Origin of the sequence: Corynebacterium sp. ACRQK (assembly GCF_022345965.1) — a bacterium.
Taxonomy (GTDB): domain Bacteria; phylum Actinomycetota; class Actinomycetes; order Mycobacteriales; family Mycobacteriaceae; genus Corynebacterium.
Window position 1 is genome coordinate 64,581 of the sequence record NZ_JAKRMU010000005.1, and the last position, 26,783, is coordinate 91,363.

Here is a 26,783-nt window from a genome sequence, read left to right on the forward strand (position 1 = left end):
AATGACCAACGAGCAGACCCCTGCTATCCACCCGGAGCGCCGGGCGCGCGTGGCAAAGTCGCTGAGGTTTTACTCCGTGGCGGCAGTGGTTACGGGTATTTGGCTGCTGATTCTGATGGTGGAGATGATTGTTAAATATCTGATCCTCGGAAGCGAGAATGCGCCGGAGTGGTTTAGCTACATCGGCCCGGCGCACGGCTTGGTGTTTATGGTGTACGTGATTTCCTGCCTGGATCTGGGCACGAAGGCGCGCTGGGAGCCAGCAAAGTGGGTTACCACGATGCTGGCGGGTGTGGTGCCTTTCTTGAGCTTCGTGGTGGAGAAGAAGCGCCGCGACGAGGTTAAGGCCGCCTTCCAGCTGGACTAGCGGCTACTCGACCAGCGAGGTTTCGACGGCGACAGCGTCGATCTCCTCGTCGGTCGGCACGGGCGCACCCATCGCGTGCGGTTCGGCTTCCGGCTTCTCCCAAGTGGACTGTAAGCAGGCCAGAATCGCAACGGCGGCCGCGCGCGTGGAAACCTGCAGGGTGGAAAGATCCGGTAGGAAGCCTGGGTTGTGGTTGGTGGGGATGTCAATATCCAGCCGCCCGGCGGACTCGGCGCGCTGCCACTGGCGGCGCGGGGTAATACCGATGGTCCAAAGCATGTAGGGGCAGCCGAAGGACTTCGGGATCACGGAGAAGTCCTCGGAGGCTGTCCAGGGTTCCATCTCCAGGGAATCCTCGCCGAAGGTGCTGTCGAAATGGGGGCGGACAACGTCGTAGACCTCGGGGGTGTTGTCGGTAGCGCCCAGCAAACCAACGAATTTGAAGTCCGGCTCGCGGTCGGCACCAGCGGCCAGCGCCTCAGCGCGTACCACCCGCTTGATGGCATCCACGCACTTCTGGCGCAGCTCTTCGTCGTAGAAGCGGCAGGATAGGGAGATCTTCGCGGAGTCCGGGATCACGTTGTTCGCCTTACCTGCTTCCACCGAGGCGACGGTAATCACCGCGAATTTATTCGGCGGCACTTCGCGAGAAACGATCGTCTGCAGCTTCATCACCGTCGAAGCCGCCAGCACCACCGGGTCAACGGAACGGTGCGGCATGGAGGCGTGCGCGCCGCGGCCGTGGAGGGTGATCTCGATGGTAGTGGAGGACGTCATCACCGGGCCGGGCGCGGAGTACACCTGGCCCGCTGGGCCGGCGACGATGTGTTGCGCCAGGCAGACGTCGGGCCGGGGTATGATGCCGCCTAAACCGTCGGAGACCATCTTGTGCGCGCCGATGGACGCCTCTTCGGCCGGCTGGAATAGTGCCACGACCGTACCGGACCAGCGGGCACGCTCTTCATCGACGATGCGCATGGCGCCTAGCAGACTTGTGGTGTGCTGGTCGTGGCCACAGGCATGCATGGTTGCCACGCGCTCGCCGGAAGCGTTGAGCTGTGAGTACGTGGAGGCGTAGTCCACGCCGGTTTTCTCCGCGACGGGCAGGCCATCGAAGTCAGCGCGCATCAACACTGTCGGGCCGTCGCCGTTTTCCAGCACGGCGGTGATGCCGTAGCCGCCGATGTTCGTGGTGATCTCCCAGTCCGGGAAGTTTTCCAGCTCCTTGGCGATTCGCTGCGCGGTAACTTCCTCTGCTCCCGAGAGTTCGGGGTGCTGGTGGAAGAACTTGTACACGTCCTCCAGCCAGCTGAGGTCGGCCTGCGACCCGGCCACGATGCCGCTGGGGCTTGTGGGGCTATAGGTGGCCTGGTCGCTGTCTGTGCCGGGGGCGGTCACGCGAGGAATCCTTTCGCTGGTTTGTTGTTTCTTTCGGTTACATGTTCGGGCTTGCCTTGCCCCATCATACGTGGGTCGCACACGCCCGGCGTCTAGCCTTGCGGTGCGCTGGGTGCCCAGCTTGGCGGCGTGGTGGGCACCAGCCTTGCCGCTTTAATCCGCCAGCTGCGCCAGAATCTCCACCAGCTGGCGAAGGGCTTTGCCGCGGTGGGAGACGGCATCCTTCTGCTCCGCCGTCAGCTCACCTGCGGACTTACCGGCCAGTTGTTCTTCCTGGCCTTCTGGCAGCTCGTCGGGGGCGAACAGCGGGTCATAGCCGAAGCCGCCCTCGCCCTGCTCGGCGCGCAGCACTCGGCCGTACCAACGCCCTTCCACAGCGTACTCGGTCTCCATGCCGCGCTCTGCCGCAACGTCGGCGGGCAGCTGCAGCACGCAGGAGGATACGAAGTGCGCCCCACGCCGCTCGTCCGGCACGTCCCCCATCTGCGCCAGCAACAGGTCGTTGTTGGCCTTGTCGTCGCCGTGGCCGCCGGACCACCGGGCGCTCAGCACGCCCGGCATACCGCTCAGTGCATCGACGGCAAGCCCGGAATCATCGGCAATCGTCGGCAGGCCGGTGTGGCGCACGCCGTCGTTGGTCTTAATCCGCGCGTTGTCTACGAACGTCGCGCCGGTTTCCGGGGTTTCCGGGTATTCCGGCACGTCCCCCAGTCCCACGAGTTCGATGCCGGTCACGTTCGCCGCTTCCAGCATGCGGTTCAGCTCCACCAGCTTCTTCTTATTCCTTGAGGCCACCAGTACCCGCACGGTACCACTCTCCTACTCGACTCGCGTTTGTTTCTTGCGCTTGTTTTGCCACGGTCGCTTCTGTTGCGTCCGCTGTCGGGCTCTAGAGTTCCTGCGCCAGCGCTGCCCGCTGCGCCTCAATAAGCTCGCGCAGACCACCCTCGGCTAGATTCAGCAGCGTATTCAGCTCCTCGCGCGTGAACTCCGCATTCTCGCCGGTGCCTTGGATTTCCACGAAACGCCCCTCGGCCGTCATGGCCACGTTCATGTCCACGTCCGCCCGCGAGTCTTCTTCATACGGCAGATCGAGGCACGGCACGCCGTCGATGATGCCCACGGATACTGCGGCGACGGGTGCGCGTAACGGTTGCCCTGGTACGACGCCCCTAGCTTGCAGCACGGCGAGAGCATCAGCCAGAGCCACGTAGGCGCCGGTGATGGCTGCTGTGCGGGTGCCACCGTCGGCCTGCAGAACGTCGCAGTCGATGTTGACGGTGTTCTCCCCCAGTTCCTTCAGGTCCACGGCGGCGCGCAGTGCGCGGCCGACGAGGCGGGAGATCTCCTGGGTGCGCCCCTTGACCTTGCCCTTCATGGATTCGCGCGGCATGCGCTCGTGGGTAGAGGCCGGCAGCATCGCGTACTCGGCGGTCAGCCAACCCTCGCCGGAATCCTTCTTGAAGCGCGGCACGCCTTCTTCCACGCTGGCGGTGCACATGACTCGGGTGTTGCCGAATTCCACCAGCACACTGCCTGCGGGATTGCTGGTGAATCCGCGGGTGATGCGTACCGGGCGCAGCTCGTTGGTGGCGCGGCCGTCAGCGCGGGTGAAGTTGCTGCTTGCGTCGGTGTTATTTTCTACGTTGGTTTCCGTCATGGAACTCAAGTTTACTAGCCGCCCCGGACAAGCTACTCGCCGACAGATAGGCGCATGCCTGGGCGGGCAACCAGTATCTCGCCGTCATAGTGGCGGGCCGCGCCGCGGACCGCCGCGTCCGCGTCTCCCCACGGTGGGATGTGGGTGAGCACGAGCTTGCCCACGCCTGCTGCCTGTGCCGCACGGCCTGCGTCTTCACCGGAGATATGCATGCCGGTGGGCTTGCCTTCTGCATGTTCGCCCCAGGTGGCTTCGCAGAGGAATACGTCTGCTCCCGCTGCGATGTGGGCCAGGTTATCGGTCCAGGCAGTGTCCCCCGAGTACACCAGGGAGTTACCTGCGTTATCTTCCACGCGCAGTAGGTAGGCCTCTGTGGGGTGTACGGCGGTGGCGGCGTACAGGGTGAATGGGCCGATGGGGTGGGCCGGGTACGTGGTGGCGTCGAAAAGCCCCTCGCCTACCTTGTAGACGTTGATGTCGAAGGTGTCGGTGAAGTCGTCGGGGCGTTCGGGTGCGTCGGCGCCGGCTGCGGAGAGGTGGCGGTGGGCGATGGTGGGGCCGAGTAGTTGGTGGCATTGGGTGGAGGAGGCTGTGGGGTGAAATCGGCGCCAGACAAGGAGTGAGGGGAAGTCTAGGCAGTGGTCGGCGTGCATGTGGCTGAAGGCGACGTGGCAGGCGGAGGGGTCGATGTCTTCGGCGCACTGCATGGCGCTGAGCACGCCGGGGCCACAGTCGAGGAGGAGGTGGTCGGTGGTGGCCGTGGTTGTGTCGCGGACGATGTATCCCGATGCTGCGCTATCGGGTCCTTCGACGCTTCCGGAGCATCCCAGCACTACCAGTTCCATAGGTTGTCATTCTGCCACGAAGCGGTGGCAAATGTGTGAAAGGGCGACCACCGTTGTGTTGGTGGTCGCCCTTTCTTTCGCGGGACTTGCCAGGATTGGCTGTTCCGCTAGGCGCTAGCGCTGAACGCTAGTGGCGGTTAGGCCTCGCCTTCTTCGTGGCGGCGGCGCAGCAGCGGGATGGCGCCGATGATCAGCGCCAGGCCGACTGCGAATATGCCAATCACGTTCGCGCCTGTGGAGGCCAGGGTGCTCATCCGCGGGCTATCAACCTGCTTCTGAGAGCCGGTGCTGCCGCTGGTTGCGGAGCAGCCGGTGGATACACTGCCCTTGGAGCCCGGCTGGCTCGGGGTACCCGGCTGCTCCGGATTGTCTGGAGTCTCGCAGTTACACTTGGTGCCCACGCGGATCTTACGATCCTGCTTTTCCTTTGTGACCGTCTCGGAGGTCTCCGGCTCGCCTACCGGCACGCCGTCAACCAGCTTCCAGGTTCTGGTGATCTCCTTCTGGCCAGTGGAACCTGCCTGATCCTCAACAACCTTGCCCGCCTCGAGATTCGGGTCGTACTCAATGAGGGTGTCGTACGGAAGCTCTTCGGTGTGCTTATCCGTCAGATCAGTCTCAATGCCCTTGGCTGGGCCAACCTCGATGATGTACGGAGAAGACTGGCTGATCTCCTCAGTGGACTCCTCCTTGCTTACCTCACCATTGCTATCAACAGTCACCTTGACGATGTGCTTGATCTCACCAGGTGTTCCCTCCTGCACAACCTTGGTCTCGCCAGGCACGCCCTTCTGAACGACCTTGATCTCACCCGGCTTCAACTCCGGGTTCGGACGGGTCGCAACGTCGAACGGAACCTGAGCAGTCCAGGTGACCTTCTCGGAGGTGCCAGCAGGCAGGTTCGGATCGAACTCGACATCAGTTCATTCAGCAAAGAACAGCCCAAAAGTACGCAAATAGTTTAACCGTATTCACGGTTCAAGTTCAACCAGAAAAATGGTTCCATAAGCACCAACCCCCTGGTCACCTCCGCATAAGAGAACCCTAAGTGCTAGCGCACCATCTCCGGAATCTGAGACACAGAGCTAATCGCCGGCCCCAGGAACCTCCCAGCCAACTTCGCAAACCTCTGCGGGTCACCCGTCGACTCGAAAGAAAGATTCACTGTCCGCTCCGAATCTTCATCCGCCAGCAGATCCTGCTCCGCCAGCGTGCGATACACGGTCTTCGCGGTCTCCTCCGCGCTATTGATCAGCGTGACATCTTCCCCCATCACCAGCTGCACCACCCCGGTCAGCAACGGATAATGTGTGCAGCCCAGCACCACGGTATCTACCCTCTGGGCTTTCAGCGGCGCCAGGTAGTTCTCCGCCAGCCCCATCAGCTGCCGCCCGCTGGTCATGCCTCGCTCCACAAAAGGCACGAACTGCGGGCAGGCCTGCGCATACGCCTCGACTCCCGGGATCGCCGCGAAAAGATCCTGGTAGGACCTACTGCTCACCGTCGCCTGGGTGCCGATCACTCCGATCTTGCCGTTGCGGGTCGCCGCCGCCGCGCGCCGCACCGCAGGCAGGATCACTTCAACGACCGGAATGGAATACCTCTCCCTTGCGTCTCGAATAAACGCCGATGAGGCAGAGTTGCACGCCACCACAATCATCTTGCAGCCACGCTCCGCCAGGGTGTCCGCAATCCTGATCGAAAGCTCGCGCACCTGTGCCAGGGGCTTGTCACCGTAGGGCGAGTTAGCCGTGTCCCCGATGTACACCAGGTTCTCGTGCGGCAGCTGGTCCACAATGGCGCGCGCCACGGTCAGCCCACCTACCCCCGAATCAAACACTCCGATCGGCGCATTGTTTGCCTGCACCGCCTGTACGTTAGCCCCAGCAGTCTCAGCAGCCCCAGCCACGGCACTCACCTTTCATTACGTCCCTTTCACTACTTCGCGCCAACTCTGCACGCCGAAGGCCGACTCCGCTGCCAAGACGGCATGCATGATCGCCCGCTCCACCGTGTTGGCCGCGACCGCCGAAAGCAGGCTCATACCAATATCGTCCACAGCCGCCCCCGTACCGTGCTCGCCTGTCGCCATCGCAAACAGAGTGTCCCCGTCCATCGGCATGTGTGCCGGCCTAATCGCCCGCGCGATCCCGTCGTGCCCCGCCAGCGCCAGCCTCTTGGCCTGCGCCTTCGTCAGCGGCGCATCGGTCGCCACCACCCCGATCGTCGTATTGAGCTTCGGCGCCAGCATATCCGCCGTGATCTTCGTGCCAAGCAGGTTCTTGCTCTTTAATCTTTTGACGCCCTCAGCCCCCACCGGCTCACCATCAACCAGGCCGTCGGCCAGCCCATATCGGGAAAACTCCCCGTTCAGCTCCGCAGCGATTCCCCACGGCAGGCCGGTCGCCGGGTCGAAAACCGCGCCCTGTGGGTTCACCACAATGCCTACGGCCACAGTCACCCCCGCCAGCGGGGTGCCTTCCGGGAACACGGCGCTGGCCTGCCCAAAGCCGCCCTTCAGCGCTCCGGCAGAGGCGCCCAACCCCGCGCCGACGTTGCCGTTCAGTGCCCCTTGCCCTGAACCACTCTGCGCTGAACCCCCCTGCCCTGCAGCGCCCTGCTCAGCCACGCCGCCAGCCCCGCCAGCAACGTCTCCAGCCACGGTCCCCAGAGCCGCCGCCGTCGCCGCCGCCCCTGTGGCCGCATCCGGCCGCGAGTCCCAGCGCCCCAACAGCAGATCAAAAATCACGGCCCCCGGTACGATCGGCACCAACTTATCCGGGTGTTCCGGACCCAGCACGGGGAAGCCGATTCCCCTACTCTCCAGCTCGGCCATTGCCCCCGTGAGGGCGTCAAGACCAAATGCAGAACCACCGCATAGACCTATGGCGTGCACGGCCTGCACCGTGTTGTGCGGCGCCAGAAGATCCGTCTCGCGGGTCCCCGGCCCACCACCGCGCACATCCACGCTGGCAGTGGCGGATTTCGGGGCGACAATCATCGTCACGCCCGAATCCCCCGCACCGTCCTCGCACACCGCGTGGCCGACACCGATGCCCGCCACGTCTGCCAGAGAATTAGCGGACCCCGGCTGGCAGCCGAACAACTCTATGCTCATTACTCACCCATCATCGCCGACAACAGACTGTCCTGGTGGTAGCCCAACCAATCCAGGTAGTTCTGCGCCGCCGTCGCTTGGTCGGAATTCTCCTCCCCCTCCAGCAGCTCCTTTTTGAACTCCTCGTACTGCGCAGAGTGATACAGCCGAATATCGTTGATCGCGCTCAGCCACGGGTGAACCTCGTCCTGCGTCAGCGATACATTCACCGAGCCATTCGGCCCCAGGTAGTCCACCACGAAACGCAGATTGGACAGCTTCGTCTTGATGATGTCCGTCTCGTTCAGCTGGCGAGTTAGCGCCGCATCGCCGTCGACTTCCTCGTCCCCCTCGCGGAAGAAGCTCGGCAGCAGCCGCGCCAGCCCCGGATCCTTCGGCGCATCGGCATGCCCGCTGGCCATGCCCGTCATCTCCGCCAGCTCATCTTTCGGGGCGGTCCGCGCGCGCTCCATCAGTTTGTCGGAGACGGCCACCGCCGAATCCCCCAGCATCTCGCGCTCGAGCGGCTCTAGCTGCGTATTAAAGCGAGTCCCGCGCAGCAGGCTGCTTTTCTTCGTCCACGGCTGCATGTTCGTTCCTACCTTCTTTATTGACGCCTACCCGTCCGCCCGCTGCATCGTCGCCCAAAGCCCGGCGGTCTGCAGCTTCTTCACATCCCCTTCGACTTTGTCGCGCTCCCCGGAGCTCACCACGGCTTTCCCCTCGGTATGAACCTGCATCATCAGCTCCGTGGCGCGCTTGCGTGAATAGCCCAGTACGGTCTGGAAGACATACGTCACGTAGCTCATCAGGTTCACCGGATCGTCCCAACAGATGCACATCCACGGCAGGTTGGGCTCCGTCAGTGTTTCTGGCAGTTTGTCCGCCACAGGGGTGGCAGCGGGAGCGGCTGGGGAAGTCATGCTTTCCAGAATACCCACATCGGCCATCTTCGCTGCCGGGTCCGTGGTGGGGCGTGGACTAGCATGGAGCGGGTGAACGAAAACAGCACCCGCTCCTCCGCACTTCTTACAGACAAATACGAACTGACCATGCTCGAGGCTGCGATCCTCGACGGCACTGTGGACCGCGCCTGCACCTTCGAGGTGTTCACCCGCCGCCTGCCCAACGAGCGTCGCTACGGCGTGATCGCCGGCACCGCCCGTGTGCTGCAGGCCGTGCGCGATTTCGTGTTCACCGACCAGCAGCTGGACCGCATCGACTTTCTGCGGGAAGAAACCCTGGAATACCTGCGCAACTTCCGCTTCTCCGGGCAGATCGACGGCTACCGCGAGGGCGAGCTGTACTTCCCCCACTCCCCCGTCTTGACGGTCCGCGGCACCTTCGGCGAGTGTGTGATCCTGGAGACGGTGATCCTCTCCATCCTGAACATGGACTCCGCCGTGGCCAGCGCCGCCGCCCGCATGGTCACCGCCGCCGGCGACCGTCCCATCATCGACATGGGCGCACGCCGCACCCACGAATACGCCGCCGTCACCTCCGCCCGCGCCGCCTACCTGGCCGGGTTCGTTGCCACCTCTAACATGGAGGCTGCGCAGCGCTACGGCATCCCGGCCTCCGGCACCGCAGCGCACGCCTGGACCTTGCTGCACACCCGCCCAGATGGCACCCCCGACGAGCTCGCAGCCTTCAAGGCACAGATCGCCGCCCTGGGTACAGGAACCACCCTGCTGGTGGATACCTATGACATCACTCAAGGCGTGGAAAACGCCGTTGCCGCCGGTGGCACGGAGCTGGGGGCCGTGCGCATCGACTCCGGCGATTTGGGTGTGCTGACCCGCCGCGTGCGCGACCAGCTGGATTCCCTAGGCGCAACGAACACCAAGATCGTGGTTTCCTCCGACATGGACGAGTTCTCCATCGCCGCCCTGCGCAGCGAGCCGGTGGATTCCTTCGGCGTGGGCACCTCCGTAGTCACCGGCTCAGGCGCACCCACCGCCGGGCTGGTCTACAAGCTCGTGGAGGTAGACGGGGTGCCCGTCGCCAAGCGCTCCCGCGGCAAGGCCAGCCTCGGCGGGGCGAAGGATGCCGCCCGCTTTAGCCGCCCCTCTGGCACCGCAGTGGAGGAAGTCACCTTCCCCATGGGTGCGGAACTACCCCAGGCCGAGGGACTGAACAGCACCCAGCTGACCATCCCCATGGTGCGCGACGGCGAGCTCGTGGACGGCCTGCCCACCCTCGAGGAATCTCGCGAACACTGCGCCAAGCAGCTAGTTTGCCTGCCCTGGGAAGGCCTGGCTCTCACCCGCGACGAACCTGTACTGCAGGTCCGCCATATCCGCAATCCCAAGGCCTAGAAGTTTCGCAAAGGTTCGCACAGTTTCGTATGAGCTCCAACGTCCTCGATCTCCTCAGCCTCGCCGTCACCGACCTCGGCGGTGCCCCGCGCCCGGGCCAGCAGAAGATGGCTAAGGCCGTGGCCGAGGCCATTGACAAGGAACACCACCTGGCCGTCCAGGCCGGCACCGGCACGGGTAAGTCCCTAGCCTACCTGATCCCCAGCATCGCCGCGGCCATGGATTCCGACTACCCCGTCATCGTCTCCACCGCGACGATCGCCCTGCAGCGCCAGCTGGTGGAGCGCGACCTGCCACGCCTAGCCAGGGCACTCGAACCGGAGCTACCGCGCCCCCTCGAGTTCGCCATCCAAAAAGGCCGCGGCAACTACGTTTGCCTCAACAAGGTCAACAATGCGCAGACCGACAGCGGCGTGGAAGAAGCCGAAGAATCCCTCCTGGACCCCTCCCAGCTCTCCGCCACCGGTGCCCAAGTCGCCCGCCTGCACGAATGGGCCGGCGAAACCGAGGATGGCGACCGCGATAACCTCCCCCAGGGCGTCAGCGATCGCGCATGGCGCCAAGTCAGCGTGTCCTCCCGCGAGTGCCTCGGCGCTACCCGCTGCCCCTTCGGCGAGCAGTGCTTCGCCGAACGCGCCCGCGCCCACGCCGCGGACGCCGACGTTGTCATCACCAACCATGCCCTGCTTGCCATCGATGCTCTTGTGGACGCCCCAGTCCTGCCGGAACACGACACAGTGATCGTGGACGAGGCCCACGAGCTGGAGGATCGCATTACCTCCGTCGCCACCGCAGAACTATCCCCCACTGCCATTGCGGTGCTGGCCAAACGCGCCGCGAAACTGGCCGTCTCCGGCGCCGACGCTGCCGGGGACGAGCTGGCTGAAGCAGGCGACAGGTGGACGGAGGCGTTAAAGGCGGAGGCGGAGGCGTCCAGAAACAACGACCGTTTCGGCGCCGGCATCGAGGGGCGCTGGACCGGCGTACCCGAGGCGCTACAGGTGCCGCTCGCGGCCTTGAGAGACACGGCGTGGAAGACGAACCGGCAGGTCAGTGGCATCCCCGCCTCCGAGTTCGCCAATGATTCGAAGAAGGCCGCCGAACGCCTGGCGGTGATCGTGGCCACCGAGGAGCTTAACGATACGTGTGTGCGCATCCTCAACGCCTCGCGCGTGGGCGAGGGCACCAGTGCGGATGCCGAGGACCTGCTCGGCGAGGACGTCATCTGGTACACCGCAGACTCCGGTCCGCGCGCACCGAAGCACGTGGTGCGGGTCGCCCCCTTGAGCGTTGCCGACCTGTTGCGCCAGCGCCTTTTCGGCCGCAACACGGTGATCCTGACCTCGGCGACGCTGGCGCTGGGCGGCAAGTTCACATCTATGCTCAGCCGCTGGGGGCTACCGAAGAGCACCCCCACGCTGGATGCCGGCACGCCCTTCGACGCACGCACCCACGGCATCCTCTACGTCGCCCGGCACCTGCCCCCGCCCGGGCGGGATCGCGCCAGCGACGCCTCCGTGGACGAAACCGCCCGGCTGATCAACGCCGCCGGTGGGCGCACCCTGGGGCTTTTCAGTTCCCGGCGCGCGGCAGAGGACATGGCCGAGCAGCTGCGCACGGTGGTACCTTACGAGATTCTGCTGCAGGGCGAAGACTCCATGTCCACGCTGGTGGAGAAGTTCCGCAAGAACCAGTCCGCCTGCCTATTCGGCACGCTCGGGCTGTGGCAGGGCGTGGACGTACCCGGCAAGTCGCTTTCCCTGGTGGTCATCGACCGCATCCCCTTCCCCCGTCCCGACGACCCGCTGCAGCAGGCCCGGCAGGAGGCCGCCGATCAGCGCGGCGGCAGCGGGTTCATGGAGGTGGCGGCGAACCATGCGGCGCTGCTGATGGCACAGGGGGCGGGCCGTCTGCTGCGTTCCGTGGACGACCGGGGCGTGGTAGCGGTGCTGGATCAGCGGCTAGCCACGAAGCGCTACGGCAGCTACATCCGCCGTTCGATGCCGGACTTCTGGTACACGGAAAATGGCGACACAGTGCGGGGTGCACTGCGTCGCCTGGTTGAAGCTTAGGGCCGGGGGCTAGGCCCTGACCTGAGGCCCGGGGACTAGACCTTAGGCCAGGTCCGCGCCGTCGTTGCCAGCGGCTGCGCTGTCGCCAGCTCCGCCCAGCAGGTCGTCGAAGGTCGGAGCGACGTCTTCGGTGTAGGTCTCCTCGGAGGACTCGTACACGCCGTCGTTGTCGTAGTCGTGCACCTTAGTGTCGCCGATGCCGTCGAAGTCGGTATCCAGCAGAGCCTCGTCGGTGAAGCCGTCAGCGTCGGTATCCACGTGGCGCTCGTCAACCTGGCCGTCGCCATCGGTGTCCACGAAGACGGTGTCCGTCTGGTCGTTGCCGGTGGTGTCGATCTCGAGGGCATCGATCTGGCCGTCGTTGTTGGTGTCATGAGCCACACCGTCTGCCAGACCGTCGCCATCCAGGTCCACGTACTCGCCGCCATTCGGTGCTGCGTTGTCCGCACCGGCGGACTGCAGGTCAGTGTCCGCACCGCCCTGCGGGGCTGCCTCTTCTGCCGGAGCCTCTGCATTGTCCTCAGTGCGAGACTCGGGCTTGTCCTCTGCTGGAGCCTCGGGCTTGTCCTCTGCCGGCGCCTCAGCTGCCGGGGCTGCCGCAGCCGGAGCGTCGGCCTGTGGTGCTGCATCCTGGGGCGCTGCGTTCTGGGGTGCTGCGTTCTGGGTCTGGGAACCCCAGATGCCTTCGCCTACCGCCTGCTGTGCCGCGGATGGCGGAACCTCGCCGCTGGTACCGTCCACAACGCCGTTTTCGTCGTGGTCAAACTCGGAGTAGTCGGAGATCCCATCGCCATCGGTGTCGTAGGCAACACTATCGACCTTGCCGTCGCCGTCGAAGTCGTAGGCGGTCACGTCGTGGTTACCGTCGCCGTTGGAGTCGATCTTCACGTTGTCGGTCACACCGTCGCTGTCGTAGTCGGTGGCCTTAGTGTCCAGCTTGCCGTCGTTGGTGGTGTCTACCGACATGTGGTCGATCACGCCGTCGCCGTCGATGTCCTCGTAGACCGTATCGACGATGCCGTCCTGGTCGTAGTCCATCTCCGCACGGTCAGTCACCTTGTCGCCATCCTTGTCGTAGACCGTGCCGTCCGGGCGTCCGTCACCGTTGATATCTACCTGGAATGCATCTTCCTTACCGTCAGCGTTGGTGTCCTGCGCGCCGACGATGTTGCCCTGGACCATGTTGCCGTCTGCGTCCAGTACCTCCCAGCGACCCAGGGAGTGATCCTGGGCGCCTGCGTTGTCGTTGGTGGTGAGGCCGTTGTTGTTGCCGTTGTTGCCGTTGTTCAGGTTCTCGTTGGACATTGTGTGCTCCTTTTCAGTGTTCTTCCTAGTATCCTTCAGGCTCTTCCTGGCTGCCTGTCAGTTATTGAATGCCCCTCCCCTAAGTGTTGTTCCTTGGGGGTATTTATTATTGACGCCCCCTCACCCCAGAACCCACAAATTACCTAGTAAAAATGCATTTCCTACACTTGAATCCCGAAAGCAGTTCCGGGGGTGAAAGCGTGCACAGTGCTTAAGCTAAACTCCCGGAAGGTCTTTTTATCGGCATACTAGAATGGCATTCTCGCACTACCAAGTACTACCGTGCGCTCGTCGCGCACTAACCGGGCACTACACAGAAAGGCGATACCCACCGTGACCCCCTATCCAAACGCTGCGGGCCGATCCCCCCAGGCAAGCGTCGAACGCGGGGCCACCATCGCCAGAAAATACAAAATGAACAATGTCGCGGATCGCGTGCAGAACCTCGTGAATGCGAAGTACCGCACCTCCGCAGTGGTCATCATCGGCGAGGTGAAGCGCGGCAAGTCCTCCCTCATCAACGCTCTAGTCGGTCGGCGTGACCTACTGCCGGTGGACGTCATCACCGCCACCAGCGCGCCCATCCGCATCCACACGGAACCTGACCAGGACCCGGACCAACCGGTGCTGGCGCGCCTCGTGCGGGGCACGGAGCACGACCCGATCGAGCCAGAAGATCTAAAGAACTGGGTCACCCAAGAAGCCGTGGATGCCATCAACCGAGCGCCGAAAGACAGTAAGGAAGTAGCCTCGCTGCCCAGCGCCGCTGAGCTGCTGGTTCCTTACTCTGGCATGGGCAAGGTGACCATCATCGACACTCCGGGCGTGGGCGGCCTGGACGAGCACGCGGTGGCGGCCTCCCTGGCGGAAGCCCGGAATGCTGGCGTGCTGCTCATGGTCTGCGACGCATCCACCCCGATCACTGCCCCGGAGATGGACATTCTGCGCCGCGCCCGCGAGCAGGTCGGTAGCGTGATCGTGGCCGTCACCAAGACCGATAAGAATGTGCGCCGCTGGCGCTCCATCGTTGCCGACGACCAGCGCCTCATCGCAGAGCACCTCGGCCTGGACATCCCAGTGATTGGGGTTTCCTCGTTGCGGGCTCTGGACGCGGCGGAATCGGCGTCACCAGAAAAAAGAGCACAGATCGAGCAACGGTGCGGCATCGCCGAGCTGCGCCAACAGATCATCGACCACGTGAACTCGCCGGGCAACCTCGGCACGGTGACCGCGCTCGAGATCACCAAGTCGACGATGCACACCATCACCACCGACATCGAGCGCGACATCAAGCTATACGACAAAACTAGCGATGCAGTCGGCGAACTCGAAGCCGAAAAGCGCAAGCTGGAGGCGTTCCGCGATGCCACCAGCGAGTGGGAACAGCTGTTTATGCGCGACATCCAGCTGAGCCGCAACAAGGTCTCCGCGGCGATGGACGAGGCACTGACGGACGTAAAAACGCGCTGGACCAATCGCGTCAACGCCGAAGGCATGCGCGTGCTGCGCAGCAAACCGCAGGTATTCACTAGCCAAATCGAAATTGAACTACGCCAGATCATGGAACGAATGGTGATGGCGATGGTCAGCGAAGTGACCGCCCGCGCCGCCCAACTATTCCAGGGGCGTCAGGACATGGTGGATCAGGTGCAGCAACAGATCTTCGCGGCAATGGCACCGCCGAGCACACTCAGCCACGATGTAGAGAAGAAAACGACTGGGCTAGTGGATCCGTCGATGCTGACGATGGGCATCGTCGGCGCAGGCGCCCTGACAGTGGTGATCCCCTTCGCCCCCGTGGCCGCAGCGGCTTGGATCGGCGTGAACATGGGCTACCGGGCGATGCGCAACGGCAAGCAGCACCTACTTATCTGGCTCCGCGAAACCATTGCGACGACCCGCACCTCCATCAACCGCATGATTGACATTGCGATCACGACAGGCAGGACGGAAATCCTGCTGCGCCATCGCTCCGCAATTCGCCAGGAGCAGCGCAACCTGCAGTCCAAGATCGAATCCGCACAGAAGATCGCCCGCGAATCCGAGGCTCAGCGCAAGCAGACCGTCAGCCGGCTTAAGAAAAACCTAGAGATCGTGAACCAGACCATCGAAGAACTGGACGGGCATCTGGCTGCGCTGAAACTCACCCGGCGCGGAGCGGCGAGCATGGCAGAACACGCGAAGGCGGGGATGTAAATGGAGCAGGGAAATCAGATCCAATCAGCCTCGGCGCATTTGAGCCAGCGCGTCTCTGACCTGACGCTGCTGCTCACCCAGGCTGTCGACGCTTTGGCCGGCGGCTCGCCGGACCTGGCGCGGCACGCCGAACAGCTGCGCCTGATGGTCACCCGCCCGCCGCGCGTGGCTGTGGTCGGCCGCCTGAAATCCGGAAAGTCCACGCTGGTCAACGCTTTGACGGAGAACCTCATTGCCGCCACCGGCGCCCTGGAGTGCACCATGGCGGTGAGCATGTACCACAACGGTGCGCCCGCCCGCGCCGAGATTCACACCACCGACGGGCAGGTCATCCGCGTGCCGCTGAACAACGGCCCGCTGAACAACCTGACCGTGCCGGTGAACCAGGTGGACTTTGTGGATCAGTTCCTGCCCAACCGGCGCCTCCAGGAGCTCACGCTGATTGACACCCCCGGCACCGCCACCCTGACCGTCGAGAATGAAGAGCGCACCCGCCGCGTACTCGTCGACGGACAAAAAGACACGCGCCGCGCCAGCGGTTGGGCCGACTGCCTTGTCTTCTTGTCGGACTCTGCCCCGCGCGAGGACGAAAAGCGGTTCCTCTCCCAATTGGGAATGACGCCCCTAAATACCGTCGGCATCCTTTCCAGAGCGGATTCTTTCGGTTCCGGTGCCTTCGGCCCCATCGATCCGTTGCAGCACGCCCGCCAACACGCCGATGGCATCCAGAAGCGGCTGATGAGCACGGTGCAGCGCACCATTCCGCTTTCCGGCCTGATGGCAGAGTCCGCGCTGACGGGCAAAGTCACCGGTGAGGTGGCCCGTAACTTGAGTGCGCTGGCACATCTGGACCGCGAAGGTCTGCTGGACCTGCTGGAGGCGGAGGACCCGCGGGAGATCGTGCCGGAGTGCAGCGCGAGCACCCGCGACGACTTGCTGGACGTTATGGGCGAATACGGCGTTTTCGCCGGGCGTCGCATCGCCGCCGAGGGCGGAGCACCGGCGCTGGTTAAGTGGATGGTGGAGACCTCCGGGGTCTCGGAACTTGTGCACCTGCTGACCGGCGACATCACCTACTTCGCAGTGCTGCAGCGCGCAGCCCGGATGCTGGATGTGCTGGACGATCTGGCCTCTAACCACCCGGACTTGCAACACGTGCGCTGGGTCCAGTCGGTGACGCTGGCGCAGCCGGGCATGCACTTTGTGATGCTATACCGCAGCTACCGCAACACCTACGCCTCCACCCCGGATTCGCGCTTGCTGCCGCTGCTGCGCTCCGCCGTGACGGCTGGGCACCCGGCAGTGACTGTGAACCTGCCGCGCGATACTCCGGTGGAACAGGTCCGCCAGGCGCTGGAGGATAAGATCGCCGAAATGCAGCAAATGTCGATGTCCCCACTGTCGGCGGCGGAAGACGAGGCTCGTGAGCGCCTCCTGGGCTCTTTCCAATCAGCGCTACAAGCTACGCACTAAAGGCCAACCGAGGCGCTAAAGTGTAAGCTACTTATGCCTTAAACGCTTTTAAACCCTTATGTTTTGTCAGGAGCTGTACTTTAAATGACTAACGCATGGCATCTGGCGGTCGACTTCGGAACCTCGAATACGGCTGCCGCTCACCAGAGCCCCATGGGTAGGGAGATCTCCGCCCTTGCGTTGACGCACCGCTCCAACATCATGCCGTCTGCAGTGTTCCTCGACGTCCCGCACGGCGCACACGCCGCTGCCGATGACGAAGAGCCCACACTGCTCAACGGCGATTCCGCCCTGGCGCGTGGCCGCCGCGACCCCTCCCGGCTGTTGCTGAGCCCCAAGCGCTACATCGACCACGACGAGGTTCAGCTGGCTGGCCGTAGTCTGCCGTTGACGAAGGTCGTCGGCTCCGTGATCGCTACAGTTCTGCGTTCGGGCAAGGCTCAGCACGCGAACCAGGCCCCCGAGACGGTTACGCTGACTCACCCCGAAGCCTGGTCGGCGCACTCCGTGGAGCAGCTGAAGCGCAGCGCCGTCGCCGCAGGCGTGCCGGAACAGAACCTGCGCGTGCTATCCGAGCCGCGCGCAGCTGCGATCCACTACGCCTCTCAGCAGTCCGTCCAATCCGGCTCCCACGTAGCAGTGTTCGACTTCGGTGGCGGCACCCTGGATATTGCCGTGCTGCGCGCAAAGGGGGATGGCAACTTCGACGTCGTGGCCGCCAAGGGTGATAACAGCCTGGGTGGGCGCACCATCGACAACCTGCTGTACCGCTGGGTTCTGGACCAGCTGGAGCACGACGATCCCGACCTGGCGGACTTCGTTCGCTCGGCACCTATCACCACGGTGCACGCACTGGAATCCAGCATCCGAGAAGCCAAGGAGATCCTGTCGGATACGTCCTCGGCCACCATCAGTGTCTCTACTCCCCACGGGGAAACCGACCTGCTGATCACCCGCGATGAGTTCAACAATGTAATCGAGCAGTCGATCATGCGCGGAGTTGAACTGACCCGTGCGGCGCTGACTCAGGCGGGCGTCGCTTCCACAAAGACCCCGATCTACATGACCGGTGGATCCTCGCGCATTCCGTTTGTGCAGGACCGACTGGGCGAAGTCGGCACTGTCATGACGCTCGACGACCCGAAGACCGTGGTGAGCCGCGGTGCGCTGGCTGCAACCCTGCGCGGGTTCACCGGTGGCATGAACGGAGCTCAGGGGGCAGGTTCTCGCCCCGGTGGCGCAGGTTCCGGCAGTGCAGGCACTGCAGGTGCTGGTGCCGCTGGATTGGCTGGGGTCGCTGGCGCTGGTTTGGGCGCCGGGGCGGCCTCCGCTGCAAGTCGTTCCGGCCAGTTCGGCCCGGCGACCCCACCCGGCATGCCGCGTGCGAGCCAGGGTCAAAGCCCAAGCCAGAACCAGGGGCCACAGTCCTACAACAATTCCCCACAAACTGCCGCCTTCGTGCCCAGCTCGGCAAACGCATACGGCGCCAGCAACTTCACCAGCGCCCACGCAACGAGCTCCTCGAAGGCAAAGAAGTCCAACACTCCGGTGATCATCACGGCTTGCCTGGCCGTCCTCGCAGTCGTGGTGGCCATCGGCTTCGTCACCCTGAACGGCGGCGATGACAACGGTGGCGGAAACGGCGGTGGCGGCGGAAACGGCGAGGGTGGCAACCCGCCGTTCACCGAAGCTAGCCCCTACAGCCCGTCGCGGGAGCCGTATGAGTCGGATATGTACAAGCCACTGGCTTCCCTGCTTCCAGAGGTCAAGGACTACACTCCGACGAACTTCTACAACCGCATCGATAGCTGCAACACCAAGCCAGACAGGGCAAGCTTCGCAGGTGCGGCCTACGACGGCATGGATATCGACATGTACTCCTGCCTGCCCAGCCGCGACTCCCTCGAGGATCACAAGGATGAGTTCCTCTACAACAACTTCCGTTACACGCTGTCCGGAGACGACGCGCAGAAGATCTATGACCACGGAAGGAACTCTTCCGTGAAGGGGCAGGTCCTCCAGGAGGCCGGAAACGGATGGCCGGAGATTACCTTCTACCCCAGCGCCAAGTTCTCCAGCCCGAATGTCACGGTGTGGTACCCCGACGAAAAGCTGGTCGTGCTGTCCAACGGCAAGGCTGAGGACACCAAGGAAGACGCAATCGAGATGCTGAAGTTCTACAACCTGATGCCGCAGGACTAACCATCACTTCATTGTTTCAAGGCACAAGTTAGAGCCCCACGCACCGAGCGGAGATCGAGCTGCTCGATGTTGTGGGGCTCTTTGCTGTGGGGCAGGGCCTGGCTGTTTATGCGCTAGTGACGCCGGCCTCCACCAGTGCCGCCTTCAGCTTCGCACGCGCACGATTGATGCGGGACTTAACCGTTTGAATTGGAATCCCCTGGTGGGCGGCAATGTCCTGGTAGCTCATGCCCGTGTACTCGCGCAAGACGATGACTTCGCGGAAGTCATCCGGCAGCTGCGCCAATGCCTGGCGCACGACCATTGCCGAGGTGACCTGTGACCCTACCTCCGGGGTCTGTGCAACCTCATCCACGCCTGCGTCTTCCTCTGGAACGTCTCGGCGGGAGCGCACGATCTGCAGCGCAGCGTTGGAGGCAATGCGGTACGCCCAGGTGGAGAACCTGGCGCGCCCGTCGAAGTTTTCAATGTTCTTCCACGCAGAGGTCAGAGCGTTCTGCAGCGCATCCTCCGCATCGGCGCGGTTGCCGGTAATGGACAGGCAGACAGAGAACATCCTGCCCCATGCCTGGCGTGCTAGACGCGCGAAAGCCTGCTGGTCGCCCTCATGGGCTTTGGCCAGCAGGTCGCGTTCCTCGTCGCGGGTGAGTTCTTTCCGTGGGGTGTTAGATCCGTTAGACATTTCTGACTTCCCCCTACATTCCGCTGAGGTCGGTCAGGTCGTCCGGGTGATCATCGCCGTAGTCGTTGCCATAATCATCCTCGCCGTAGCCGGTGACATCCGCGGCCGGATCAGTAAGGTCAGCTGCGGGATCTGCGATCTCACTCAGATCGTCAGAGCCGCCGAGGTCATCCAGATCCTCGTGCTCTGCCGTACCGGTATCCACGTCGTCGCCCGAAGCATCACTGGGGAGGTCCTCTGCCGAGGTGGCGTCATCAACCAACGCACCAGAATCGTCGAGATCCGCAAGATCAACCTCGTGCGAAGCCGCATCTTCCGAAAGGTCTTCCGCACCTTCCTCCGGGAAGGAATCAAGGTCAGGGATCAGATCCCCCTCGGGCATCTCGGTGTTCGGATCAACGGCAACGTCCAACATTGCGTTGAATAAGTCGTCAAGATCCTGCGCTTCGTTGCCGAACAATTCCTCCAGCGGGGTAAGGATTGGTGCGTCTGCCTCGGTATCAGCGGATGGGCCAGCCATGTGTCCTCCGTTTTCGATCGAATCACTCTTCGTGCTCATCGTTCACCTCCTTCCACCAGCATCCGCAATAACAACAAAGAACGCGCTGAAGCAGATGAACCACTAAAACCTGCTTCAGGACGGTTGTGTAATGCACGCAAGACGGCGAAGGTTCCCGTGAGTAATAAAAGAATTACTTTAAGCGATTATGCCCGATCTCGCGCACAGTTCAATAGGAGGCGCGCACTATTCAATACCGATTCACACTATCAAGAAGTTAGCGACGCAAAACATAAGAAAGTGATGTCGGCTATAGCTCTTGCCGACTACAGTGGAGGCGGAGAATAACCGCGAACGGATAGGAGCCCGACGCAATGCCCATTAAGAGCGACCGCCCGGACATCGAACTCAGCCCGCTAGGTGTCTACGACTACGTCTTCAGCAACCTCACCACGGAGGAAGAAGACCGCGTCGCCGTCATCGATATCGCCGATGGCTCCGAAACAACCTTCGCGCAGCTGCAGAACTACATCGAGTCCACCGCAGGCTGGCTCGTCAGCAAGGGCATCGAGAAGGGTGACGTGGTGGCTCTGCATCTGCCTAACTCTCTCAACTTCATCGTCGCCGCCTACGGACTGTGGCGCATCGGCGCTGTCGTATCGCCACTGTCGCTACTGTCCACGCCGGAGACCGTGACCGCGCAGATTGAGGACTCTGGCGCGAAGATGCTGCTTACTGTTGCCGCGCTTGGTGACGCTTCGTCCCAGGGGGCGAAGGATGCCGGCATCGCGGAAGAAGACATCATCCACCTGGATACCTCCAAGGGTATGCAGCAGATCATGGCGGAGCGCCGCACGGCTCCCGAGGTGGAGATCGACCCCGACGAGGACCTGGCGGTACTCCCCTACTCCTCTGGCACCACCGGCCTGCCGAAGGGCGTGCGCCTGATGCACCGTCAGCTGGTGGCCAACGTGCAGCAGGGCCAGGACATCGACTTGCTGCGCCGGGACGACACGGTGTACGCGGTCTTGCCCTTCTTCCACATCTATGGTCTGACCGCACTGGTAAACCTGGCGCTGGCACAGCGCGCAAAGCTGGTTGTGGTGCCGCGCTTCGAGCTACAGAGCTTCCTGGAGCACCACCAGAAGTTCGAGGTGAATTTCACGCTGATCGCCCCGCCGATCGCCGTGCAGCTGGCGAAGCACCCGATGGTCGATAACTACGACCTATCGCGCATGCGCGGAGTGTTCAGCGGTGCAGCCACGCTGGACGAGGATCTGGCTCTGGAGCTGGAGAAGCGCCTGGGCATCCACGTGCAGCAGGGCTATGGCATGACTGAGACCTCGCCGTTGGCACATGCGAACGTCTCCAAGGACATCAACCGCGGCTCCATTGGCAAGCCCTGCGCCAACACCGAGAGCAAGCTGGTGGATCCGGAGACCCTGGAGGAAATTCCGCTGCCCAGCGAGGGCGTATCCGAGGTCGGCGAGCTGTGGGTCCGCGGGCCACAGATTATGGCCGGCTACCTGAACAAGCCAGAGCAGACCGCCGAGGCCCTGCCGGGCGACGGTTGGCTGCGCACCGGAGACTTGGCGAACACAGATCCAGAGGGCAACGTCCACATCGTGGACCGTCTAAAGGAGCTGATCAAGTACAAGGGCTACCAGGTTCCACCCGCAGAGCTGGAGTCGGTACTGCTGAGCCACCCGGAGATCGCAGACGCCGCCGTGATCGGCGTGCACCGCGCCTCTGTTGGCGAGGAACTGCCGAAGGCCTTTGTCGTGGCCCAGAGGGGTTCTTCCCTCAACGAGCAGCAAGTGATGGACTTCGTGGCCGAGCGCGTGGCGCCCTACAAGAAGATCCGTATTGTTGAGTTCGTGCAGGGCATTCCGAAGTCCTCCACGGGCAAGATTCTGCGCCGCGAGCTGCGCGAGCACGCGGTTTAGAACTGCTTTCGCAGACTAGAGCGTGGCCGCCCCGGGGCGCCAGTTAGTTTTCGACGATCGGCACTCGGCGATACGTGCCGTCGCGGAGGTCGGCGTCCTCAATCTCGTGGCGAGAAATGCCAAGAATGAACAACACCTGGTCCAGGAAGGGGTAGTTCACAGAGGTGTCGGCAATCTCCTTGAGGGCGGGCTTTGCATTGAAGGCGATTCCCAGGCCAGCCGTAGAGAGCATGTCGATATCGTTTGCGCCGTCGCCGACCGCGACAGTCTGGTTCAGCTGAATGCCGTTGGACCAGGCGAACTCCTTGAGGCTTTCGGCCTTCGCCTGACGGTCGACGACCGGGCCGATCACGCGACCAGTGAGCTTGCCGTCGACAATCTCCAGGGTATTCGCGCGGGCGAAGTCGAGGTCCAACTCGCGGGCGAGCGGCTCGATAACCTGAATGAATCCACCGGAGACCACACCCGCCTTGTAACCCAGACGCTTCAACGTGCGGATGGTAGTGCGGGCGCCGGGTGTCAGCTGGATATCGTGGGCGACCTTCTCCACTACCGCAGCATCCAGGCCGGCGAGGGCCTTCACACGCTCGTGCAAGGATTCGGCGAAATCCAACTCGCCCCGCATAGCACGCTCGGTGACGGCGGCAACCTCTTCTTCGCGGCCAGCGTAGACCGCCAGCATTTCGATGACCTCGTGCTGGATGAGGGTGGAGTCCACGTCGAAACAGATAAGGCGCTTCGCCCGGCGAGCCAGCCCCGCACGTTCAATAGCGATGTCCACGCCCACTTCCGAGGTGAGGGTCGCCAGAGCCTTACGCAGCGGCACACCGCCACCGGGTGCCGGGTTGGCGACGGTCAGGTTAAGTTCCAGGCCGGTGACCGGGTAGTCCGCGATGCCGGTGATCGTGTCGATATTCGCCCCGTAGTCCGCCAGGGTCTGGCCGATGCGGGAAATGTGCGTGGCCGTCAGCGGGCGGCCCAGCACAACCATCACGTGAGTGGAGTGCGGACGGGTGCTCGAGAGGTTGTCGTCGGCCTCGACGCTGACCCGCATGCCGTAGGAGGCCAGGGTTTCTTTAAGTCCCTCGCCGAGGGGTTCAAGGTCTTCTTGTCCGACGCCCACTAGCGCCGCCAACGACAGCTTCCCGCGGAAGACGGACTGCTCAATGTCGAGTAGCTGCACTCCGTAGGAGGACAGTACTCGAAAGAAGGCCGCAGATACGCCGGGGCGGTCGGGTCCGGTAACGGTAATCACGCTGGGCGCGAGGCCTTCCTGCAGCGTGTCCTCGAGGGCGGACTCGAAGTGTGGGTCGTTGGCCGAGCCGGCTGCGGGCTGGCTAACAGAAGGGTTGGGGTTGTTGGCATCAGCAGAGGTAGTCACGGCCTATATTGTCCCACTTTCCCGCAAGAATTGATAACCGAGACTGCATAGCCCTCGTTTCAGTTCCCCCGCTCCACCCACGGTCCCCGCTTCCCCAATCAGCTCCCTGTGCGCCCCGAGAATGCGAAAATCCACACCCCGCGTAGTTGAGGTGTGGATTTAAGATCGAGCCAGCCGCCAGGCACCTAGCGACTGCGCTGGGCAGTGGCCGGGTGAGGGGGCGTCACTAGAAAGTGCGCTTAGAAGTGGCGACCGACGTGAGCCTCGTCGCGCATGCGCTTGACCATGTGCGGGTGGTGCAGCTCGAACGCCGGGCGCTCGGAGCGGATGCGAGGCATGGAATTGAAGTTGTGGCGCGGCGGCGGGCAAGAGGTTGCCCACTCCAGGGAGTTGCCGTAGCCCCACGGGTCATCGACGGTGACGACCTCGCCGTAGCGGTAGGACTTAAAGACGTTCCACAGGAACGGAATCATGGAGATCGCCAGGATGCAAGCACCAACCGTGGAGATCTGGTTCAGGGTGGTGAAACCATCCGTCGGCAGGTAGTCAGCGTAACGACGCGGCATACCCATGTTGCCCAGCCAGTGCTGCACCAGGAAGGTGGTGTGGAAGCCGATGGTAACCAGCCAGAAGTGGATCTTGCCCAGCTTCTCGTCCAGCATGCGACCGGTCATCTTCGGGAACCAGAAGTAGATACCTGCGAAGGAAGCGAAGGTCACGGTACCGAACAGGGTGTAGTGGAAGTGGGCAACCACGAAGTAGGTATCCGAAACGTGGAAGTCCAGAGCCGGGGAGGCCAGCATGACACCGGTCAGACCACCGAAGAGGAAGGTGGCGAAGAAGCCGACCGCGAAGATCATCGGGGTCTCGAAGGTCAGGCGACCCTTCCACATCGTGCCCAGCCAGTTGAAGAACTTCATACCAGTCGGCACGGCGATCAGGAACGTCATGAAGGAGAAGAACGGCAGCATCACGGCGCCGGTCACGAACATGTGGTGCGCCCACACGGCCATGGACAGTGCAGCAATCGACAGGGTTGCGAACACTAGGCCGACGTAGCCGAACATCGGCTTGCGGGAGAACACCGGGAAGACCTCGGACACGATGCCGAAGAACGGCAGTGCCAGGACGTAAACTTCAGGGTGGCCGAAGAACCAGAACAGGTGCTGCCACAGGATAGCGCCACCGTTACCAGCGTCGTAGATGTGGCCACCCAGCTTGCGGTCGTAGAAGACACCCAGGGCTGCAGCGGTCAGCAGCGGGAAGATCAGCAGAACCAGCAGAGAGGTGACCAGGATGTTCCAGGTGAAGATCGGCATGCGGAACATGGTCATACCCGGCGCACGCAGGCACAGGATGGTGGTGATCATGTTCACAGCGGAAAGGATGGTACCGATACCACCAACGCCGACACCCAGGATCCACAGCTCAGAGCCCACACCCGGAGAGTGCGTAGCGTCCGCCAGCGGCATGTACATGGTCCAACCGAAGTCAGCAGCACCACCCGGGGTCAGGAAGCCGAGCAGCATAACGACACCACCGGCGGTGGTCATCCAGAAGCCGAAGGCGTTCAGACGGGGGAATGCCACGTCAGGCGCGCCGATCTGCAGCGGCAGGATGTAGTTCGCGAAACCGAACACCATCGGGGAGCCGTACAGCAGCAGCATGATCGTGCCGTGCATCGTGAACAGCTGGTTGAACTGCTCATTGGACAGGAATTGCTGGCCCGGAGAGAAAAGCTCGATACGGATCAGCAGGGCCATCAAGCCACCAACCATGAAGAAGGTGAAGGACATGATTAGGTACATGATGCCCAGAAGCTTGTGGTCGGTCGTGGTCAGCATCTTCCATGCGAGGCTGCCACGCGGTGCCTCACCGAAAGGCGCAGGCCGAGCCGGGGAAACCTCATGGCTTTCCCTAGGCGCTACTGCGGTCATTAGTTCCTCCTGACTACGCGTGACCTGCCCTTTTCCTCCTGTGAGCTTTAGACGACTCACAGGATTCTTGAGGGCGGCCACCCAAAAGAATGTTTCCTCTGCCCCGTTCCCGCTGGGTCGGTCTCGTCAACAACCGGCCCGAACAGACGCAGAATGATTACATAGTATCCCGTCAACGCGCATTTCAATAGCCGTGGACGGCGCGCAGCTAACAGATCCCACGTTTTCGGGGGTGCTAACCGGGGTGATAGCTATGCTGCTGCTTCGAAGTCGCCGCCTAGAAGTCCCAGTCGTCGTCGACGGTGTTCTCTGCCTTACCAATTACATAGGAAGAACCGGAGCCAGAGAAGAAGTCGTGGTTCTCGTCGCCACCCGGGTTCAAAGCGGACAGGATCGCCGGGGAGACGCGAGTCTCGTCAGCCGGGAACAGCCCCTCATATCCCAGGTTGTTCAGCGCCTTGTTGGCGTTGTAGCGCAGGAAGCGCTTCACATCCTCGGTCCAGCCGAGCTCGTCGTACAGGTCCTCGGTGTACTGTGCCTCGTTGTCGTACAGCTCCAGCAGCAGGTCGAAGGTGTGCTCCTTCAGCTCCTCCTGGCGCTCCGGAGTCTCGTTTTCCAGTGCGCGCTGGTACTTGTAGCCGATGTAGTAGCCGTGCACGGACTCATCGCGGATGATCAAACGAATAATGTCCGCAGTGTTGGTCAGCTTCGCGTGCGAGGACCAGTACATGGGCAGGTAGAAACCGGAGTAGAAAAGGAAGCTCTCCAGCAGAACTGAGGCAATCTTCTTCTTCATCGGATCTTCACCCTCGTAGAAGTCGAGGATGATATTAGCCTTGTTCTGCAGCTTGTCGTTCTCCTCCGACCAACGGAAAGCGTCGTTGATCTCCGGTGTGGAGGCCAGCGTCATGAAGATAGAGGAATAAGACTTCGCGTGGACGCTCTCCATGAAGGAGATGTTCGTCATCACAGCTTCCTCGTGCGGGGTGGCCGCATCCTCGATCAACTTCACCGCGCCGACGGTGCCCTGGATGGTGTCCAGCATGGTCAGGCCTGTGAACACGCGCATGGTCGCCTGCTTCTCCATGTCGTTCAGCGTGGACCAGCTGGGCACGTCGTTGGACAGCGGCACCTTCTCAGGCAGCCAGAAGTTGGCGGTGAGGCGATCCCACACCTCCAGGTCCTTCTCGTCCGGAATACTATTCCAGTTGATGGCGGATATCGGATCGCCGCCGACGCGGTGTACGGGAGTGTGGGGTGCGTGCGCACTCATCGCTTGCGTGTCTCCTTCTTCACAAAACGTGCTGATTTTCTCGCTGACCCTCAGCTTGTGCACTTCGCCCCATCGTACCCCGTTTCCGCGACGCGCCTACCCCTCGGCCACTACCCCCATTTTGGGGATCTT

Annotated in this window: 22 protein-coding genes; 7 read left to right on the top strand and 15 right to left on the bottom strand. The window is 62.8% G+C overall.

What is annotated here, in order from left to right; genetic code table 11:
* Position 1 precedes the first annotated feature (1 nt).
* A complete protein-coding gene (locus tag MHX63_RS06940) occupies positions 2 to 367 on the top strand; it encodes a DUF3817 domain-containing protein (protein WP_239387851.1) in 366 nt (121 codons plus the stop codon).
* Positions 368 to 370: 3 nt separating this feature from the next.
* On the opposite strand, the gene MHX63_RS06945 is transcribed toward MHX63_RS06940, so the two are convergent.
* From MHX63_RS06945 to clpS, 9 genes are all read right to left on the bottom strand, one after another.
* Complete coding sequence (locus MHX63_RS06945) at positions 371 to 1,765, bottom strand: amidohydrolase (protein ID WP_239387852.1); 1,395 nt, start codon at positions 1,763 to 1,765, stop codon at positions 371 to 373.
* Positions 1,766 to 1,918: 153 nt separating this feature from the next.
* Entirely contained in the window at positions 1,919 to 2,572 is a 654-nt protein-coding gene (locus MHX63_RS06950) for a non-canonical purine NTP pyrophosphatase (protein ID WP_239387853.1), read from the bottom strand.
* An 82-nt stretch (positions 2,573 to 2,654) separates the two neighbouring features.
* Positions 2,655 to 3,425, bottom strand: a complete 771-nt coding sequence (gene rph / locus MHX63_RS06955) for a ribonuclease PH (protein WP_239387854.1) — start codon at positions 3,423 to 3,425, stop codon at positions 2,655 to 2,657.
* 32 nt (positions 3,426 to 3,457) lie between these two features.
* Positions 3,458 to 4,270 (bottom strand): MBL fold metallo-hydrolase, encoded by an 813-nt coding sequence (locus MHX63_RS06960; RefSeq protein ID WP_239387855.1) that lies wholly within the window; start codon positions 4,268 to 4,270, stop codon positions 3,458 to 3,460.
* A gap of 137 nt (positions 4,271 to 4,407) precedes the next feature.
* Entirely contained in the window at positions 4,408 to 5,169 is a 762-nt protein-coding gene (locus MHX63_RS06965; RefSeq protein WP_255710560.1) for a G5 domain-containing protein, read from the bottom strand.
* Between the two features lie 152 nt (positions 5,170 to 5,321).
* Entirely contained in the window at positions 5,322 to 6,188 is an 867-nt protein-coding gene (gene murI / locus MHX63_RS06975; protein WP_239387857.1) for a glutamate racemase, read from the bottom strand.
* A 6-nt stretch (positions 6,189 to 6,194) separates the two neighbouring features.
* Positions 6,195 to 7,388, bottom strand: coding sequence for a P1 family peptidase (locus MHX63_RS06980; protein ID WP_239387858.1), 1,194 nt, complete (start codon positions 7,386 to 7,388; stop codon positions 6,195 to 6,197).
* A complete protein-coding gene (locus MHX63_RS06985; protein ID WP_239387859.1) occupies positions 7,388 to 7,957 on the bottom strand; it encodes a DUF2017 domain-containing protein in 570 nt (189 codons plus the stop codon). The genes MHX63_RS06980 and MHX63_RS06985 overlap by 1 nt, the downstream gene beginning before the upstream one ends.
* Before the next feature lie 27 nt (positions 7,958 to 7,984).
* Positions 7,985 to 8,290, bottom strand: a complete 306-nt coding sequence (clpS, locus tag MHX63_RS06990) for an ATP-dependent Clp protease adapter ClpS (protein ID WP_011273166.1) — start codon at positions 8,288 to 8,290, stop codon at positions 7,985 to 7,987.
* A gap of 63 nt (positions 8,291 to 8,353) precedes the next feature.
* Here clpS and MHX63_RS06995 point away from each other — a divergent pair, with 63 nt between their 5' ends.
* Together MHX63_RS06995 and MHX63_RS07000 are read left to right on the top strand one after the other, a co-directional pair.
* On the top strand, positions 8,354 to 9,685 hold the full coding sequence (locus MHX63_RS06995) for a nicotinate phosphoribosyltransferase (RefSeq protein WP_239387860.1): 1,332 nt from the start codon (positions 8,354 to 8,356) through the stop codon (positions 9,683 to 9,685).
* 29 nt (positions 9,686 to 9,714) lie between these two features.
* A complete protein-coding gene (locus MHX63_RS07000) occupies positions 9,715 to 11,757 on the top strand; it encodes an ATP-dependent DNA helicase (protein WP_239387861.1) in 2,043 nt (680 codons plus the stop codon).
* A 42-nt stretch (positions 11,758 to 11,799) separates the two neighbouring features.
* Here the strand turns inward: MHX63_RS07000 and MHX63_RS07005 are convergent, their stop codons facing one another.
* Complete coding sequence (locus MHX63_RS07005; protein ID WP_239387862.1) at positions 11,800 to 13,062, bottom strand: hypothetical protein; 1,263 nt, start codon at positions 13,060 to 13,062, stop codon at positions 11,800 to 11,802.
* A 414-nt stretch (positions 13,063 to 13,476) separates the two neighbouring features.
* Here MHX63_RS07005 and MHX63_RS07010 point away from each other — a divergent pair, with 414 nt between their 5' ends.
* From MHX63_RS07010 to MHX63_RS07020, 3 genes are all read left to right on the top strand, one after another.
* A complete protein-coding gene (locus tag MHX63_RS07010; protein ID WP_239387863.1) occupies positions 13,477 to 15,258 on the top strand; it encodes a dynamin family protein in 1,782 nt (593 codons plus the stop codon).
* Positions 15,259 to 16,731 carry a GTPase gene (locus tag MHX63_RS07015; protein WP_239387864.1) on the top strand — a complete coding sequence of 491 codons (1,473 nt, stop codon included), beginning with the start codon at positions 15,259 to 15,261 and terminating at the stop codon, positions 16,729 to 16,731.
* An 84-nt stretch (positions 16,732 to 16,815) separates the two neighbouring features.
* Entirely contained in the window at positions 16,816 to 18,933 is a 2,118-nt protein-coding gene (locus tag MHX63_RS07020; protein WP_239387865.1) for an Hsp70 family protein, read from the top strand.
* Between the two features lie 106 nt (positions 18,934 to 19,039).
* Here the strand turns inward: MHX63_RS07020 and MHX63_RS07025 are convergent, their stop codons facing one another.
* The gene (locus MHX63_RS07025) at positions 19,040 to 19,615 is read right to left on the bottom strand and encodes an RNA polymerase sigma factor (RefSeq protein WP_239387866.1); all 576 of its coding nucleotides are present in this window, start codon (positions 19,613 to 19,615) and stop codon (positions 19,040 to 19,042) included.
* A 13-nt stretch (positions 19,616 to 19,628) separates the two neighbouring features.
* Entirely contained in the window at positions 19,629 to 20,174 is a 546-nt protein-coding gene (locus tag MHX63_RS07030) for a hypothetical protein (RefSeq protein ID WP_239387867.1), read from the bottom strand.
* Between the two features lie 314 nt (positions 20,175 to 20,488).
* Between MHX63_RS07030 and MHX63_RS07035 the strand changes: the two genes are divergently transcribed.
* Positions 20,489 to 22,060, top strand: a complete 1,572-nt coding sequence (locus tag MHX63_RS07035) for an AMP-binding protein (RefSeq protein ID WP_239387868.1) — start codon at positions 20,489 to 20,491, stop codon at positions 22,058 to 22,060.
* A gap of 43 nt (positions 22,061 to 22,103) precedes the next feature.
* On the opposite strand, the gene serB is transcribed toward MHX63_RS07035, so the two are convergent.
* The 3 genes from serB to nrdF form a co-directional block, all read right to left on the bottom strand.
* Positions 22,104 to 23,441: a phosphoserine phosphatase SerB gene (gene serB, locus MHX63_RS07040; protein WP_239387869.1), complete on the bottom strand. Its 1,338-nt coding sequence runs from the start codon at positions 23,439 to 23,441 to the stop codon at positions 22,104 to 22,106.
* Between the two features lie 239 nt (positions 23,442 to 23,680).
* Positions 23,681 to 25,378: a cytochrome c oxidase subunit I gene (ctaD, locus tag MHX63_RS07045; RefSeq protein ID WP_239387870.1), complete on the bottom strand. Its 1,698-nt coding sequence runs from the start codon at positions 25,376 to 25,378 to the stop codon at positions 23,681 to 23,683.
* 277 nt (positions 25,379 to 25,655) lie between these two features.
* On the bottom strand, positions 25,656 to 26,651 hold the full coding sequence (gene nrdF, locus MHX63_RS07050) for a class 1b ribonucleoside-diphosphate reductase subunit beta (RefSeq protein ID WP_239387871.1): 996 nt from the start codon (positions 26,649 to 26,651) through the stop codon (positions 25,656 to 25,658).
* Between the last annotated feature and the right edge of the window lie 132 nt (positions 26,652 to 26,783).